This is a genomic window from Vibrio sp. Vb0598 (assembly GCF_033338935.1).
GTDB lineage: Bacteria > Pseudomonadota > Gammaproteobacteria > Enterobacterales > Vibrionaceae > Vibrio > Vibrio alginolyticus.
The window spans coordinates 234,471-250,624 of sequence record NZ_JAWOTP010000004.1; the positions used below are offsets into that span (position 1 = coordinate 234,471).

General features: G+C 43.7%; 13 protein-coding genes. 7 read left to right on the forward strand and 6 right to left on the reverse strand.

What is annotated here, in order from left to right; genetic code table 11:
* Positions 1 to 236: 236 nt before the first annotated feature.
* A complete protein-coding gene (locus R7Q38_RS06675; RefSeq protein ID WP_158156727.1) occupies positions 237 to 1,796 on the forward strand; it encodes a SulP family inorganic anion transporter in 1,560 nt (519 codons plus the stop codon).
* 60 nt (positions 1,797 to 1,856) lie between these two features.
* On the opposite strand, the gene R7Q38_RS06680 is transcribed toward R7Q38_RS06675, so the two are convergent.
* The gene (locus R7Q38_RS06680; protein ID WP_158156729.1) at positions 1,857 to 2,306 is read right to left on the reverse strand and encodes a low molecular weight protein-tyrosine-phosphatase; all 450 of its coding nucleotides are present in this window, start codon (positions 2,304 to 2,306) and stop codon (positions 1,857 to 1,859) included.
* A 117-nt stretch (positions 2,307 to 2,423) separates the two neighbouring features.
* Here R7Q38_RS06680 and cobO point away from each other — a divergent pair, with 117 nt between their 5' ends.
* Positions 2,424 to 3,029 (forward strand): cob(I)yrinic acid a,c-diamide adenosyltransferase, encoded by a 606-nt coding sequence (gene cobO / locus R7Q38_RS06685; RefSeq protein ID WP_005380837.1) that lies wholly within the window; start codon positions 2,424 to 2,426, stop codon positions 3,027 to 3,029.
* 62 nt (positions 3,030 to 3,091) lie between these two features.
* Here the strand turns inward: cobO and R7Q38_RS06690 are convergent, their stop codons facing one another.
* From R7Q38_RS06690 to apbC, 3 genes are all read right to left on the reverse strand, one after another.
* A complete protein-coding gene (locus tag R7Q38_RS06690; protein WP_158156731.1) occupies positions 3,092 to 5,179 on the reverse strand; it encodes an AsmA family protein in 2,088 nt (695 codons plus the stop codon).
* A gap of 188 nt (positions 5,180 to 5,367) precedes the next feature.
* Complete coding sequence (gene udk / locus R7Q38_RS06695) at positions 5,368 to 6,009, reverse strand: uridine kinase (protein ID WP_005380833.1); 642 nt, start codon at positions 6,007 to 6,009, stop codon at positions 5,368 to 5,370.
* 180 nt (positions 6,010 to 6,189) lie between these two features.
* On the reverse strand, positions 6,190 to 7,266 hold the full coding sequence (gene apbC, locus R7Q38_RS06700; RefSeq protein ID WP_158156733.1) for an iron-sulfur cluster carrier protein ApbC: 1,077 nt from the start codon (positions 7,264 to 7,266) through the stop codon (positions 6,190 to 6,192).
* A gap of 162 nt (positions 7,267 to 7,428) precedes the next feature.
* Here apbC and metG point away from each other — a divergent pair, with 162 nt between their 5' ends.
* Together metG and R7Q38_RS06710 are read left to right on the forward strand one after the other, a co-directional pair.
* Positions 7,429 to 9,504 (forward strand): methionine--tRNA ligase, encoded by a 2,076-nt coding sequence (gene metG / locus R7Q38_RS06705; RefSeq protein WP_158156735.1) that lies wholly within the window; start codon positions 7,429 to 7,431, stop codon positions 9,502 to 9,504.
* A 209-nt stretch (positions 9,505 to 9,713) separates the two neighbouring features.
* Positions 9,714 to 10,523, forward strand: a complete 810-nt coding sequence (locus tag R7Q38_RS06710) for a hypothetical protein (RefSeq protein WP_025767216.1) — start codon at positions 9,714 to 9,716, stop codon at positions 10,521 to 10,523.
* Positions 10,524 to 10,633: 110 nt separating this feature from the next.
* Here the strand turns inward: R7Q38_RS06710 and fadR are convergent, their stop codons facing one another.
* Positions 10,634 to 11,473 (reverse strand): fatty acid metabolism transcriptional regulator FadR, encoded by an 840-nt coding sequence (gene fadR, locus R7Q38_RS06715; protein ID WP_005380824.1) that lies wholly within the window; start codon positions 11,471 to 11,473, stop codon positions 10,634 to 10,636.
* Between the two features lie 639 nt (positions 11,474 to 12,112).
* Between fadR and nhaB the strand changes: the two genes are divergently transcribed.
* Positions 12,113 to 13,699: a Na(+)/H(+) antiporter NhaB gene (gene nhaB / locus R7Q38_RS06720; RefSeq protein ID WP_005380822.1), complete on the forward strand. Its 1,587-nt coding sequence runs from the start codon at positions 12,113 to 12,115 to the stop codon at positions 13,697 to 13,699.
* Positions 13,700 to 13,782: 83 nt separating this feature from the next.
* A complete protein-coding gene (gene dsbB / locus R7Q38_RS06725) occupies positions 13,783 to 14,319 on the forward strand; it encodes a disulfide bond formation protein DsbB (RefSeq protein ID WP_031779052.1) in 537 nt (178 codons plus the stop codon).
* A 79-nt stretch (positions 14,320 to 14,398) separates the two neighbouring features.
* On the opposite strand, the gene R7Q38_RS06730 is transcribed toward dsbB, so the two are convergent.
* Positions 14,399 to 15,016, reverse strand: coding sequence for a YecA family protein (locus R7Q38_RS06730; RefSeq protein WP_005380818.1), 618 nt, complete (start codon positions 15,014 to 15,016; stop codon positions 14,399 to 14,401).
* A gap of 170 nt (positions 15,017 to 15,186) precedes the next feature.
* Between R7Q38_RS06730 and dusC the strand changes: the two genes are divergently transcribed.
* On the forward strand, positions 15,187 to 16,146 hold the full coding sequence (dusC, locus tag R7Q38_RS06735; protein WP_005380816.1) for a tRNA dihydrouridine(16) synthase DusC: 960 nt from the start codon (positions 15,187 to 15,189) through the stop codon (positions 16,144 to 16,146).
* Positions 16,147 to 16,154 lie beyond the last annotated feature (8 nt).

Here is a 16,154-nt window from a genome sequence, read left to right on the forward strand (position 1 = left end):
CATATAAATACCAATTCGTGATCACATTTGTACGCCATTATTCGCATCATTCTTGAACTTAATCACACTTTTCGGTAGCATGCGCCGACTCAAGTTTTCGACACCATTCTGATGCTGCTCTTTTAATACTACGGTTTACACTGCAATGTTTGATTAAAAATCAACCTTCCAGTGGCTTGTGCAAATACGAATATGTGTCGGGTTTAACTCATTGCAAAGAGAACTTAAAAACAAACATGTTCGAATTTCCCCAATTTTCTAAGCACTCCGTAAAAAATGATGTGCTATCAGGCTTAACCGTTGCGCTAGCATTGGTTCCTGAAGCTGTCGCATTTGCGTTCGTCGCAGGCGTAGATCCGATGGTCGGTCTTTACGCTGCATTCATCGTTGGTCTTATTACTTCCATTTTCGGTGGTCGTCCTGGCATGATTTCTGGTGCAACAGGTGCCATGGCAGTCGTAATGGTTTCGCTTGTCGCGACTCACGGTGTCCAGTACCTATTCGCAGCCATCATGCTCGCTGGTATTCTTCAAATTGCCGCTGGTATGTTTAAATTGGGTAAGTTCATCCGTATCGTACCTCACCCTGTGATGATCGGTTTTGTGAACGGTCTGGCTATTGTTATCTTCCTAGCTCAGTTGGGTCAGTTTAAAGCGCCAGACATCAACGGCATGCTTACTTGGCTACCACAAGACCAGATGCTGCTAATGCTTGGTTTGGTTGCGCTGACTATGGCAATCATTCACTTTCTACCAAAAATCACAACAGCTGTACCCTCTTCACTTGTTGCGATCGTAACGGTGACGGCTTTAGTGGTTGGCTTGGATCTGGAAACTCGAACTGTTGTTGACTTCCTGCGTACAATGTCTGGTGATGAAGCTGCAACACTCGCAGGTTCACTACCAACCTTCTCTATTCCTGCGGTACCATTTACACTAGAGACACTACAAATCATTCTTCCATACGCGATCATTCTCGCGGCCATTGGTCTAATTGAATCTCTACTAACACTGACAGTTTTAGATGAGATGACGAATACTCGTGGTCAATCTAACCGCGAATGTATCGGTCAAGGTATGGCAAACATGACGTGTTCTGTGTTTGGCGCAATGGGTGGTTGTGCGATGATTGGTCAGTCGATGATCAACGTAAACTCAGGTGGTCGCGGCCGTCTATCTGGTATCGTTGCGGCTATCGCTCTATTGATGTTTATCTTATTCGCTTCTTCGCTAATTGAAATGATCCCACTCGCTGCTCTGGTTGGTGTGATGTTCATGGTTGTCATTGGTACATTCGAATGGGCAACATTTAAGCTAGCACGCCGCGTACCGAAGCAAGACTTCTTCGTTATTGTTCTTGTGACCGTTGTTACTGTTCTTACTGACCTTGCTGTTGCCGTAGCGGTTGGTGTTATCGTTTCTGCATTAATGTTTGCATGGCAACACGCTAAGCACATCTATGCCGACACGTGCTTAAACGAGGAAGGTTCAAAAGAGTACAATATTCACGGCCCTATTTTCTTTGGCTCTGCGGCTAACTTCCTGGAGTTGTTTAACGCGCCTGAAGATCCAAAAGATGTGATTGTCGATTTTGCAGACTCTCGCGTGACAGATCACTCTGCAATTGAAGCCATTGAAACACTGGCTGAGCGTTACAATGCTCAAGGTAAAACGCTGCACCTTCGTCACCTAAGCCCAGATTGTCGTAAACTTTTGGACAAAGCTGGCAGCTTGGTTGAAATTAACGTGAAGGAAGACCCAAGCTACAAAGTCGCAACCGACATACTAGCGGGTTAACACGAATAAAAAGGGATGAGCTGAGCTCATCCCTTTTTCTATTGTCTTCAAGCACGGCGATTATAGCTTCTTCAAAATTACGTCTGATGCCTCTTCGATTAAATCAAGCACCAGTTCAAAGCCATCTTCCCCACCATAATATGGGTCCGGGACTTCGTCGTAACCTGACTCAGAATGACTTAAAAATAACGATACTTTGTGTCGATACTTCAACGGACAAATATCCAATAAATCGGCCAAATTTGCTTTATCTGCGGCCAATATAAGGTCAAACTTTTCAAAGTCATCAATGGTGACTTGGCGCGCTTGCATTCCTTTAAAAGAATAACCTCGCTGCTTTCCTGCTGCCATCGCTCTTGAATCCGGTCGGTTTCCTGCGTGGTAGCCTATTGTACCTGCCGACTCAACCTCTACTTCAACGCCTAGCTTTTGAGCTTTCGCTCTTAACACTGCCTCTCCAGTTGGTGACCGACAAATGTTTCCCATACAAACAACAAGTATTTTCTTCATTTTATTCCCTGAATTATCGGTGGTTTTTCTTCACGATATGTTGATCTATCATAGCGAGATAAATCAATGAACCCAAATTAGCTTGGGCACAGCACGAAAAAGAATTGAGGAAGTATTATGTCTATCGAAGAAAATAAAGAAGCACGCCATAAAGCTCGCCAACAAAAAGTCAAAGAACAGGTAGACGCAAAAATCGCTGCTGCTCAGGAGGAAAAAGGTCTGCTACTGATCATTACCGGAAATGGTAAAGGTAAATCGACATCAGGATTCGGTACGATCGCACGCGCAGTGGGTCATGGTTTGAATTGTGCTGTCGCGCAGTTTATTAAAGGTACTTGGGACAACGGTGAGCGCAACCTACTTGAGAAACTCGGCGTTGAATTCCAAGTAATGGCGACCGGCTTTACATGGGAAACTCAAAACAAAGCCGCTGATACCGAAGCAGCGCAAGGCGTATGGCAAGAATGTAAACGCATGCTGCAAGACGACTCTATCGATGTCATCTTGTTTGACGAGCTAACTTATATGGTGAGCTACGGCTACATCGACTTAGACGAAGTGGTCGAAGCGCTGAGCAACCGACCTAAAATGCAGTCGGTTATTATTACTGGGCGTGGTGCACATCGAACCCTGATTGAAATGGCCGATACCGTTTCTGAAGTGAAAAATGTAAAGCACGCATTTGAATCTGGCGTAAAAGCCCTCAAAGGCGTCGATTGGTAACACTCGCAGAGTAATTTAAAAAGGGTTGGCAAAATGCCAACCCTTTTGGTTTTCACACACGGTTAGTTGAAAAGATTCTTCAATAAACCATCGACCGCATCTTTGGTTTTCTCGTCTTTGATTTTGTCCGTTAGCTTCTCCACGCCACGATCGATTTCTTTTTGAGCTTTCTGCTTCAGAACATCATCGAATACGAGCTTGAATTTAGGTTCTGCCCACTTACCAGACACATTGATTGGAATCGTGATGTCTTTCAGCTCATCTATATCTTTACCGCCCTGGCCTTCTAGGCTGCCTACAACTGACGTGCTGATAGTAAAGTCGACTGTTTCATTGATGTAGTTTGCGATACCTTTACCACGAACACGTAACAATGGAGACTGAGCTTGCATATTATCCGTTGATACTACACCTTTGTTGAGTTTCAATGTCGCCGTCATCGCACTGAAGTCTGTTTTCTTAGCTTCATTGGTGCCTTCAACTTTTTGCCCTTTAAATTTCGCATAGTTTTCACGAATCAACTGAGCAACGTTGATGCCATTCACCGCACCGTCAGCAAAATTGATAACAACCGTACCAGATAGATTCTTCTTGATACCGGTAGGCGTTAGACTCTTACCTGTAACATTCACATCAATGTTACCTGTCCCTTCAAGTTTGTCGTTCTCAGCAACGTCTATAAGTAGCGGTTGAACTTTCACGCCTTTGATTGACTTTTTAACACTGTAAGTCGCTGGTGATTGGCGTGCATCTAACTTCGCTGTCGCTGAGATTGAGCCTTGGTACAACTTCGAACTAAATGATGTAAGCTCAAACACGCCACGATTTACAGTGAAGCTCGTTTTTACCGCTTCCATCTTCGCATTTGCCGCTTTGAATTTGTCGATGGTAATGTCACCCTTTACATCTAACGCTTTCAACGCAGACAAATCAGGCTCAACCTCAGGTCCGGCAGGAGCACTCTCGCCACCAGAAGCAGGCTTATTACCTTCGGCAGCTTGCTTATCTAACCCTAAGAACTCATCAAGATCGATATTGGGGCTATGGAGAGCAAAGCGTACTTTAGGAATATCACCGAGTGTCACATCTGCCTTACCATCTAGGGCGATAGCATTCGCTGTTAACTTCTCTAGAACAAAACTCAGATGGTTTTTCGTTAGGTCGAAAGACAGATCAGACACCATGTCGACTTTCATCGGGGACTGAGGTAAAGCATCACCCTCAAAAGTCGATTTAAGAGTTAACTTATCCAACTGTACTTTGCTGATAGCCTTGTCCACGCTAAGTTGACCAGCACCCTGCATATCTAACTTCATACCACCAGCGTCACCCTTAATGGCATAAGTCAGGTTATTTACTTTATCGAATTCAAACGTGTCTAAACCGATCGTTGCCGATTCAATTTTATTGGCAGGGTCAGAGTATGTCGCATCAAAGTTGATGTTCTTTAGCGCGTAGTTTGCCAAACCTTTTTCTAGCTTAAAGTCTGCCTGACCTTTCGCGGTGAACTTTTGGTCGTTCATTTCGCCCTTCACGCCAAAATCAGCCGTTGTCCAGTTGTCAAAAGCGAATTCGGAAAGGTTTAATGAAATATCATAAAGTTTGGTGTAACTACCGGCTTGCTTATCCTGCATTTCTAATGAACCGTTAGAAACCGTAACGCCAGCAAGATTAATACTCCAATCAGAACCAGAAGTTTGCGTTTCACCATTTTGCGTAGGCGCAGCATTGCTCTCTTGTTCTGCTTGTTGTGTTTGGGCTTTCGTCAATGCATCAATATTCTTGCTGCCATCTTTCTTGGTTTCAATGTAGAACTCAGCACCATCAAGCGTGACGTTTCCAATTTCAAGCTGTTGACTAAAAAGTGGCATAACAGAGATGTCTACACCAACGGTATCAACTTTGAATAAATTGGGTTTACTAAAGCCTTGCGGGTTTCGCAATTCTGTATGTCCCAACTCAAAGCCAATCGATGGGAAAAATTGCCAACTGATATCCCCTTCAATCACCAACTCTAATCCCGTTTGCTTTTGCGCTTGCTCAACAATAAGGGGTTTAAACTGATTCGGATTGACGAAGATGGTTAACGCTAAAATTGCGACCAAAATGACCACAATCGGTATTGCTAGAATTAAGAGCAGTTTCTTCATTTGTTTTTCCTTGCTCGAGTGTTTTTACAATTATAAGCGCAGACTCCATTTACCGCTGACAGTTCCACAAAAGCGTGAAAAGTGTCTGGTTTTAACCTGCAACTGACTAATTTAAAAACAAAAAAAGAAGTGGCACTTAAGGTGCCACTTCTTCTCTTAAAAATAAAGCGATATAGCCGTCTATAGGCTTAAGCTTTCAAAAGTCTTGCAATGTGAGCTTTTAATACATCAATTGCGATACGGTTTTTACCACCGCGAGGAACAATAATGTCCGCATATTGCTTAGAAGGTTCGATAAACTGCATGAACATCGGACGTACTGTTTGTTGGTATTGCTTAAGAACAGACTCCATAGTTCGGCCTCGTTCTTCCACATCACGCTTAACACGGCGAAGCAAGCAAATATCTAACGGTGTGTCCATAAATACTGTCGCATGCATCAAATCACGAAGACGAGGGTCTGTAAGAAGAAGGATACCTTCTAGAATGATCACCTTTTTAGGTGTCATTGTGGTGGTGTTAATTGTTCTTGTGTGCTCAGTGTAGCTGTACTCAGGCACTTCTACTGCTTCACCACGTACCAATTTTTCTAGGTGCTCACACAGTAGGTCGTGGTCCAACGCACTCGGGTGATCGTAGTTCGTCTTTACTCGCTCTTCCATGCTTAGGTGGCTTTGGTCGTTGTAGTAGCAATCTTCCGTGATGACACCGATTTGATGATCGCCTACTTTCGCGCGAAGCTCATTATAAATAGTGCTCGCGATCAGACTTTTTCCAGAAGCAGAAGCGCCAGCAATACCTACGATGACGCATTGATTATTATCAGACATTAGTTTGCACCCGATGATGATTTCTAGTCACATAAAAAGATAAACTGCCTGATTATAGGGAGTTCACCCCATAGTTACTAGTTGGAATTAGGGTTTAGTCATAAGTTTCTGCCTGCTCAGAGGATTAACCTCCGAGCAAACGTTAAAATGTGCAATTATCAACCAGCAGGCATAGTAAACTTAGTTCACCATTGTAAAGCTAATCGCATCTGGTTTTGCTTTGCCTTGCCAAAACATCGTGCTACATACGCGATCGGCAAGTTGCTTATAATACCCTGCATGCTCACTTTCTGGGCGTCTTGCTACCGTTGGCACGCCAGCGTCAATATCTTCTCGCATAGAGATATGAAGCGGAATTTGTCCTAACAATGCTAAGCCAAATTCTTGCGACATTTTTTCAGCTCCGCCCATACCAAAAATATGCTCTTTCGCGCCACATTGACTACAAATGTGATAACTCATGTTTTCCACAACACCAATAACCGGGACATGGACTTTGTTAAACATTGCCGCTCCCTTCCTTGCATCGGCAAGGGCTAAATCTTGCGGTGTTGTGACTAGCACGCTACCTGTTACCGGAATTTGTTGTGACAGAGTCAATTGAATATCCCCCGTACCTGGCGGCATATCAATCACCAAATAATCCAAATCTGGCCAATCTGTTTCAGTTAATAACTGCGACAATGCTTTTGAAGCCATTGGACCACGCCATATCGCCGCTTCTGATTTATCCACCAAATAACCGATAGAATGAGTATAGATGCCGTGAGCAAAAATGGGTTCCATCCACTTGCCATCACGAACTTCTGGTTTAGCATCTTCTTGCCCCAACATCATAGGTACAGACGGACCATAGATATCTGCATCCAACAATCCCACTTTCGCCCCAGATTGAGCAATCGCCAACGCTAAGTTAACTGCGGTAGTAGATTTACCAACGCCACCTTTCGCAGAACTGACGGCAACGATGTTCTTAACACCCTTAACCGAGTTAGCCACTTGAGTTTCTAAAGCTTTAACTCCAAGGCGAATATTAAATGGGAATTCAGCCACTTTACCCGAGGCTTGCTGCTGTTTGATCCAGTCATGCAGTACGGTTTGAAGCTCATTACTTGCGAATGGCAACGTTATATCAATCGAACCCTGTGTCGTAATCGAAATTGCGCTATGAATATCTGCCCAGTTTTCCACCAACTGTGGATGTTGGAATTGGTTAAACCAGTGACAAAAATCTTGTTTTGAAGTGAACTGATGCATAAGCCCTCCTTTTAGATGTCATGCTACCACCGTCCAGGCTCAACCAGAACCCCAAAAAAACTAAGGCATTCCGCAGTTTGACACCTTGGAGTTAGTCAGTTCATGGGGTAGTATTATCCATCAAAATTTATTTATACCTATCAAGAAAAGCGAATATTAAGTATGGCAAACGATCCAAAAAACTTTCCGTCAAGGAAAATGCTGGTAACTTGTGCCCTTCCGTACGCTAACGGTTCGATCCACCTTGGTCATATGCTTGAGCATATCCAAGCGGACATTTGGGTTCGTTACCAACGCCTACGCGGCAACACTGTAAACTTCATCTGTGCTGACGATGCTCACGGCACGCCAATCATGCTTAAAGCGCAACAGATGGGTATTACTCCTGAAGAAATGATTGCCGCAGTTAGCGAAGAGCACCAAAAAGACTTCGCTGGATTTGATATCAGCTTTGATAACTACCACAGCACACACTCAGATGAGAACCGTGAGCTAGCGTCACACATTTATCTTGAGTTGAAGAAAAATGGCTTTATCTCTAGCCGCACTATCTCTCAGCTGTTCGATCCAGAAAAAGAGATGTTCTTACCGGACCGTTTCGTAAAAGGTACCTGTCCAAAATGTAAGTCTGAAGACCAGTACGGTGACAACTGTGACAACTGTGGTGAGACTTACAGCCCAATAGAACTGATCAATCCTAAATCTGCGGTTTCTGGTGCGACGCCAGTAATGAAAGATTCAGAGCACTTCTTCTTCGACCTGCCTCAGTTTGAAAGCATGCTAAAAGAGTGGACTCGCTCTGGCTCGCTACAAGCTGAAACAGCGAACAAAATGCAAGAATGGTTCGAATCTGGTTTGCAGCAATGGGATATCTCACGTGACGCACCATACTTTGGCTTCGAGATCCCTGGTGAGAAAAACAAATTCTTCTACGTGTGGCTAGACGCGCCTATCGGCTACATGGGCTCTTTCAAAAATCTATGTGACAAGCGCGACGACCTAGATTTCGACGAGTATTGGAAAAAAGACAGCTCAGCAGAGCTGTACCACTTCATCGGTAAAGACATCGTTTACTTCCACAGCCTATTTTGGCCAGCAATGCTAGAAGGTTCTGGCTTCCGCAAGCCTAACAACGTATTCGTACACGGTTACGTAACCGTAAACGGCGCGAAAATGTCGAAGTCTAAAGGTACGTTCGTAAAAGCAAGCACTTACCTAGAGCACCTAGACCCTGAGTGTCTACGTTACTACTACGCTGCGAAGCTAAACAGCCGTATCGATGATCTAGATCTTAACCTTGAAGACTTCACTCAGCGCGTAAACGCTGACGTTGTTAACAAGATCGTTAACCTGGCATCTCGTAACGCAGGTTTCATCGCGAAACGTTTTGAAGGCAAACTGTCTGACAACTTTGCAGAGCCTGAACTTTACAACGAATTTGTTGCTGCTGCTGACCGTATCGCTGAGCTTTACGAAACGCGTGAGTTTGGTCGTGCAATCCGTGAAATCACGGCATTGGCAGACAAAGCTAACCAATACGTTGATGAAAAAGCACCGTGGGTTGTAGCAAAAGAAGAAGGCAAAGATCAGGAACTACAAGACATCTGTTCTGTCGGTATCAACCTGTTCCGCGTACTGATGACTTACCTGAAACCAGTAATGCCATCGCTAGCTGCGCGTACTGAAGCGTTTCTAAACCAAGAGCTAACTTGGGAAAACATCGCTGCTCCACTAACAGGCCACGAGATCACTAAGTTCAAAGCACTGTTCAACCGTATCGATCCGAAGAATGTTGAAGCGATGATCGAAGCGTCTAAAGAAGATGCGGCGGCAGAAATGGCGGCGAAAGAGAAAGCTGAAGCGGAAAAGAACAAGGCTAGCCAAACCGAGCTAGACAAAGAACCAATCGCTGAAGAGATTGAGTTCGATGCTTTTGCCGCAGTAGATATGCGTATCGCTCGCATCATCTCTTGTGAAGAAGTACCAAAAGCCAACAAACTGCTTAAGTTCCAATTGGACATCGGTGGTGAAACTCGTCAGGTATTCTCTGGCATCAAGTCAGCTTACAAACCTGAAGAGCTAGAAGGCAAGCTAACAGTAATGGTAGCAAACCTAAAACCTCGTAAGATGAAGTTTGGTATGTCTGAAGGTATGATCCTAGCGGCAGGCCCTGGTGGTAGCGACCTGTGGATCCTTGAGCCACACGAAGGCGCTCAACCAGGGATGCGTGTAATGTAAGTTGTAGCTTTACAATCAAATTTAAAAAGTCCTCGCCAGTTCAGCGGGGACTTTTTTGACTGAATTCACACTTTTGGGGAATTTGTGCACCAAACTTGTACAGCACCTCTCCCATCACAATCCTAAATTACTGTTTTAATAGAATTTAATTAGTGGCATCAAAACTGCATTCTTCCTTGCTAGGTCCAAACACTAACAAGGAGTTGGTTATGTTTGTTTTGATTTCCACATTATTATCTATCGCTATTTTAGCCGGAATATATCACTTATCTTCTAAACGAGAGCAGCAACACGCGCGTAAATATCAGCTGTTAACATTATTGCGAGATGTTGTTCATCTGCTGAGACGCCATCGAGCTGCGACGCACTACTCACTTCAATTTCAACAAAATAACGAACAAGAATTAGAAGTCCTTCATAACGATCTCACCAACAAGCTTCATCTTTTAGTCGAAACCTCACGGTTTGAAAACAAACCCATGTATCGCGTATTACAGATTAAAGTAGGGAAACTACTTGAACAATGGGATGACCATAGTGTTGCAAGAAACCAGATGGAGCATGGTAAGTTGATTCGTCATTGCTTGTTCTTGATGGATGAAGTAACCATCGCATGGCTAGCGGTTGAGCAAAGAGATGACTTGCATAATGAGTATCACATGAACTGGCAAAACATTATGGATAGCTTGGAGACCCTGACTCAGTTACGAATCAGCATTCAAGATTTAGGAGAACAAGGCGGAAATGAGCGTTTCAAAAACTATGCATCGGTCATGATGCGTAAGCTAAACCAACTAGCGGTTATCGCTCCACTTAGCATTACCTCTCCTGCTTCCACGCGCTCAATACAGACGCTAAATGAATACGTGACAGGGAGTCATGTCGACTTAACAGAAGCAGAGCTTTATGGCGTCACATCGGACTTGTCATTGACCATCTTCAATACTTACGACCATGTCCTTTCAGATGTCGTAGAGTCATTATATCTACCGTTACCCAGACTCTCGCTAGCAGGATAAACGTTCCATGCCTTATTATTGGTGCTAGGTCCGTCGCCGACTTATAAAATAAAACAAAAAAACCGCAGGCCTAAGGCACTGCGGTTTTCGTTTATTCAACTTGTCAGCGCTTAGCTGTCGTCTTCCGTGAAGTTCGTTGGTAATTGCTTTTTCATTTCGTTCCAGATCAACGCACTTTCCATACCATAATGACGAATCACTACTGGTAGTTGCTCACGCTGGCCACTTTCACAAGTTTCGAGCAATTGATGGTAAAACTTCAGAGCTAGCTCACGAGAAGCTGGATTTGAGAAGTAGTAGCTACCGACACGATCGTAGAGCTTCTTCAAACCATTAAAGATCAAACCGTAAATTTGATTTCCTGAATGGAATGCTAGGCGCTGGAAAAGCATATAATCGTAAAAGTTGAACGTTTTAGCAATCAAGATTTCTTGACGCTTCGCTTCATCTTTCTCGTTATCTTCTTTCACATTCTGCAGAACTTTTTCGGCATACGGCGAGGAAGCGATGAATTCGTCCCAGGAAGCCGCATTCATTAAAGCTTCACAAGATTCGATTACGTTCTTAATTGTACGCTCAGAGCTCTCTTTGTTCGCTTTAAATGCATAGCGCATAAAGATAGGACTGATGTTAGTACGTGCCGCAAGCAGATCTTCTACAATGTTTGTCGCATTATCAACGTCTAGCGTCATTAAAGTATCCAAAATATGCAGACCAGAGGTCTCCATAAATTGGTTAACTTTCGTAGGTTTGCCGTGCTGGATAGTCAGCCATCCATCACGGGCTAGTCGTTGAAGAACCTCTCTTAAAGTCGTTCGAGTAACACCAATCAGTTCGGACAGCTCGCGCTCAGCAGGTAAAATTGAGCCTGGAGGAAAACGGCCGTTCCAAATGCTCTCGATAATATATTTTTCTGCGAATCCCGCAGGGCTTTTCGCCTTTATGACCATTCTACTTTTTATCCAATATTGATTTCTGAGGGTCGATACTACTCATCATACCACTACTTAGCGGTTTGAGAAAATTTACGATCAATAGTGAAAACGACTCCATAACATAGAGTTAATACTCTATATGTTGTGTCAATTTAAGAGGCTCTAACATGCGAGCGAAAGCAGTAAAATATGAATTTTCATTTAATTAAACAGCTCACAAATCTCGGAGAAATAAAGACAACCGTGTCACATTTTTATATTCAAAATATGAAAAATTACTTTGTATATCACAGTTAATATTCTTTCTTAATTTGCCTTTTCTCGTCACTGACCGTCATTTAAAATCCAAGAGGATTTTTTTAATACTTTCATGGTATAGTAACGCCGTTTTGATCGCGTTATTACATTTAAAAAGTCATTTTAGTCGGTAGCATCACGTTTTGTTATTGACTAATAAATGCCTGAGTGTAGAGTTTGCGGTCGAAAGTGAGCGGTGCTTGAGTTCAGGGGAAGTAACTTGGCAAGACTACAATAAACAAAGGATTGTTGTTTTACTAAGTTATTGTTTTTAAAGACTAGTTAATAAGTCTAACAAACAGATACTTAAGCACTATTGTAGTGTCTATTCATAATTTTGTTATAAAGAGAATTATCATGCCGATATCGCTCGGAAACGCTTTTATCAAGAACTTCCTTGGTAAAGCGCCTGATTGGTACAAAGTTGCCATTATAGCCTTCTTAATAATTAACCCGATTGTATTCTTCCTAATAAACCCATTTGTAGCTGGATGGTTGTTGGTCGCTGAATTTATTTTCACGCTAGCAATGGCATTAAAATGCTACCCATTACAACCTGGCGGTTTACTTGCTATTGAAGCCATTGCTATCGGCATGACTAGCCCTGCGCAAGTTAAGCACGAATTAGTAGCAAATATCGAAGTACTGCTACTTCTGGTATTTATGGTTGCGGGCATCTACTTCATGAAGCAGCTGTTGCTGTTCATTTTTACCAAAATTTTACTTGGCATTCGCTCTAAAACCCTTCTATCACTCGCGTTCTGCTTTGCTGCGGCATTTTTGTCTGCATTTTTGGATGCCTTGACGGTTATCGCCGTTGTTATCAGCGTGGCGATCGGCTTTTACTCTATCTATCACAAAGTAGCGTCTGGTAACCCTATCGGTGACCATGACCATACACAAGATGACACGATCACTGAACTAACGCGTGATGACCTAGAAAACTATCGTGCCTTTTTGCGCTCTTTGTTGATGCATGCTGGTGTAGGTACTGCCTTAGGTGGCGTAACCACGATGGTTGGTGAACCTCAAAACTTAATTATTGCAGACCAAGCGGGTTGGTTATTTGGTGAATTCCTAATCCGTATGTCTCCAGTGACACTACCTGTATTTTTCTGTGGTCTCATCACTTGTGCTTTAGTTGAAAAGCTTAAAGTGTTTGGCTACGGCGCGAAGCTTCCTAATAACGTTCGTCAGATCCTCGTCGATTTTGACCGTGAAGAGCGTAAAACGCGAACAAATCAAGATGTCGCAAAACTCTGGGTTCAAGGTCTTATTGCGGTTTGGTTGATCGTTGCACTCGCTTTGCACTTAGCGGCTGTCGGCTTAATTGGCCTTTCTGTGATCATTTTAGCGACCGCATTTACTGGTGTCATTGAAGAGCACTCCATGGGGAAAGCGTTTGAAGAGGCCCTGCCCTTCACTGCACTGCTTGCTGTATTTTTCTCGATCGTTGCTGTAATCATTGATCAAGAGCTGTTTAAACCAGTCATCGATGCGGTGCTTGCCGTTGAAGATAAAGGTACTCAGCTAGCTCTGTTCTATGTGGCGAATGGCTTATTATCTATGGTGTCGGATAACGTGTTCGTTGGTACGGTTTACATCAATGAAGTAAAAACTGCACTCATTGAGGGCCTCATTACTCGTGATCAGTTCGACTTACTGGCGGTGGCAATCAATACTGGTACTAACCTGCCTTCTGTTGCAACGCCAAACGGTCAAGCGGCATTCCTATTCTTACTCACATCGGCTCTCGCTCCATTAATTCGTCTGTCTTACGGTCGAATGGTTATCATGGCGCTGCCTTACACCGTCGTTCTTGCGATTGTCGGTCTGATGGGAATCATGTTCTTCCTAGAGCCTGCAACAGCTTCTTTCTACGAAGCTGGTTGGATTTTACCTCATAGTGGTGATCTGACTCCCGTAGTATCCGGTGGTCACTAAAATTTGAGTTGATTAGGAAACTTATCCACGATAAAAAGCTCTGAGTATTCAGAGCTTTTTCTATTTCAGACAGGAACAAAAACGTGACTATTTTAAATTCACTTAACCAGTTTTCAAAGGGACGTTTATCGTGGCTACTGCTTCTGCTATTCGTCGTTTTCTTTGAAGCATGTGCCCTCTATTTTCAGCACGTCATGATGCTTGCACCATGTGTCATGTGTATTTATGAAAGAGTCGCGATGATGGGAGTGGGCGTCGCTGCAATGGTTGGTATATTGGCACCCAAGAACCCAATTTTCCGCTGGCTAGGTTTGATAGGCTGGGGATTAAGTGCTTACAAGGGTTTGTTACTTGCAATGCAGCACGTTGACTACCAGTTTAATCCATCACCATTCGCGACTTGCGATTTATTCGTCACATTCCCTAGCTGGGCTCCGCTCAATCAGTGGGTTCCTTGGATGTTTGAAGCATATGGTGATTGCTCTAAGGTTGTGTGGCAGCTCCTTGATTTATCAATGCCACAATGGTTAGTAGTAATTTTTGCAGGCAATTTAATCGCTTTGGCATTAATTGTAATTGCACAATTCTTCCCTGCAAAACGCGTTAATCCAATTCGTTAATCCTACTGACGCGTAAAAATTAACAAAAAGCCGACCATCTGGTCGGCTTTTTGTTAAGTGGATAGCGCGGCGATTCGCTTTAGCCGCGTGATTGACCACAGCACTGCTTGAATTTTTTTCCGCTCTCACAAGGACAGGGATCATTGCGCCCGATACCTTTGAATGGGTTTAGGCTTTGAGCTTTATTTCCTACCATCAACTCATCCGCGCCCAGCGCGACTTCACCGACCATTAAATCAAGCTGGTCGACTAAATCTGTCAGGGCCGGTGGCGTTTCAATACCTGCGTCGCGCATCTGTTGCTGCGTTGCTGGCTCATCGATAGCCAGCATCAAAGTGGTCAGTAATGCTTGCAGCATACGCTGTAATCCATCATTGAGCTCAACGTCCTGCCACTGTTCTTCAATCATTGGCCAAACAGACATAAAGCCTTCGGCAAAATCAGCAAGTTGTTCAGGTTCTTTGCCTGTTAGCTCTAGCACGGAATATTCGTTTCGTTGAATTCGGTTATGCTGCTTGTGAATTTGCTCTTCCACAGCTGGTTGAATCGCTTTGAATCCCTCACCTAATAGCGGCTCTAACCACTTTTCAGGAGCGAGTGGTTTTGTCGTCAGATTCGCAGCTAACACTGCGCCTTCGATAAATAGGCAAGATTCATCGACGTGAACTTCACCTTTTTCAATCAATGTGTATTGCATGACATCTGGTTTCCCATAAATTTGGCGGCATTATACCTCAGAGCTCAAAAGCACGTAACCTAACGTTGTGTGTTTGACTGCACTGGGCGCTTCGACTCTTTTAATGACAAACTTAACTTACATCGCTACAATCGCCCTCCTTTTTACCACCAAACTGTATTAGGCAAGCTATGCGAGTTGTACTAGGCCCAATGGAAGGCGTTTTAGATCATTTGATGCGCCAAATCCTGACCGAGATAAACGACTATGACCTGTGTGTTACGGAGTTTGTTCGCGTAATCGACCAGCTATTACCCGATCATGTATTTCACCGTTTATGCCCAGAGCTGTTGCAAGGTTCTCAGACTGCATCTGGTGTGCCAGTACATGTGCAATTGTTGGGACAAGAACCGAACTGGATGGCTGAGAACGCAATTAAAGCGGCAAACCTTGGCGCCAGAGGTATTGATATAAACTTTGGTTGCCCAGCCAAAATGGTCAACAAAAGTAAAGGTGGAGCAGCGCTACTCCAACATCCAGAGCTCATTCACCGTGTGGTTAAAGCTTGTCGAGAAGCCGTTCCAGAAGCCATTCCCGTAACTGCAAAAATTCGTCTTGGCTGGGAGAACCCTGAAGATTGCTTTGAAATTGTCGATGCCATTCAGTCTGCTGGCGCAAATGAACTGACCGTACACGCACGTACTAAACAAGGTGGTTATAAAGCTTCTGAGATAAAATGGGATTACATCAACCAAATTCGTGAACGTTTTGATATCCCACTGATTGCGAATGGCGAAATTTGGAATTATGAAGACGGTCAACGTTGCATTGAAACGACTGGCGTTAGCTCTTTGATGGTGTGCCGAGGCGCTTTCAATATCCCTAACTTAGGCAATATGGTAAAACATAACCACCAGCCAATGTCATGGCCCGAGGTGGTTGAGTTGCTCATCTATTACTCTAAGTTTGAGATGAAAGGCGATAAAGGCTTGTATTACCCAAACCGCGTAAAACAATGGTTCTCTTACTTACGTCAAGCTTATCCTGAAGCAAAAGACCTATTTAGAGAAATCAGAACGTTCAACAAAGCCGCACCAATTGTTGAGCATATTCAACGCTACCGCGATGACTTAAACTCTCAGGTTGCATAATTCCCGAA

What these genes read in the sequence shown, in the direction of transcription:
- fadR (WP_005380824.1), bottom strand. Translation starts at nt 11,473, where the DNA reads ATGGTCATAAAGGCGAAAAGCCCTGCGGGATTCGCAGAAAAATATATT.
- apbC (WP_158156733.1), bottom strand. Translation starts at nt 7,266, where the DNA reads ATGCATCAGTTCACTTCAAAACAAGATTTTTGTCACTGGTTTAACCAA.
- cobO (WP_005380837.1), top strand. Translation starts at nt 2,424, where the DNA reads ATGTCTATCGAAGAAAATAAAGAAGCACGCCATAAAGCTCGCCAACAA.
- R7Q38_RS06730 (WP_005380818.1), bottom strand. Translation starts at nt 15,016, where the DNA reads ATGCAATACACATTGATTGAAAAAGGTGAAGTTCACGTCGATGAATCT.
- R7Q38_RS06680 (WP_158156729.1), bottom strand. Translation starts at nt 2,306, where the DNA reads ATGAAGAAAATACTTGTTGTTTGTATGGGAAACATTTGTCGGTCACCA.
- R7Q38_RS06690 (WP_158156731.1), bottom strand. Translation starts at nt 5,179, where the DNA reads ATGAAGAAACTGCTCTTAATTCTAGCAATACCGATTGTGGTCATTTTG.
- R7Q38_RS06675 (WP_158156727.1), top strand. Translation starts at nt 237, where the DNA reads ATGTTCGAATTTCCCCAATTTTCTAAGCACTCCGTAAAAAATGATGTG.
- R7Q38_RS06710 (WP_025767216.1), top strand. Translation starts at nt 9,714, where the DNA reads ATGTTTGTTTTGATTTCCACATTATTATCTATCGCTATTTTAGCCGGA.
- udk (WP_005380833.1), bottom strand. Translation starts at nt 6,009, where the DNA reads ATGTCTGATAATAATCAATGCGTCATCGTAGGTATTGCTGGCGCTTCT.
- metG (WP_158156735.1), top strand. Translation starts at nt 7,429, where the DNA reads ATGGCAAACGATCCAAAAAACTTTCCGTCAAGGAAAATGCTGGTAACT.
- nhaB (WP_005380822.1), top strand. Translation starts at nt 12,113, where the DNA reads ATGCCGATATCGCTCGGAAACGCTTTTATCAAGAACTTCCTTGGTAAA.
- dusC (WP_005380816.1), top strand. Translation starts at nt 15,187, where the DNA reads ATGCGAGTTGTACTAGGCCCAATGGAAGGCGTTTTAGATCATTTGATG.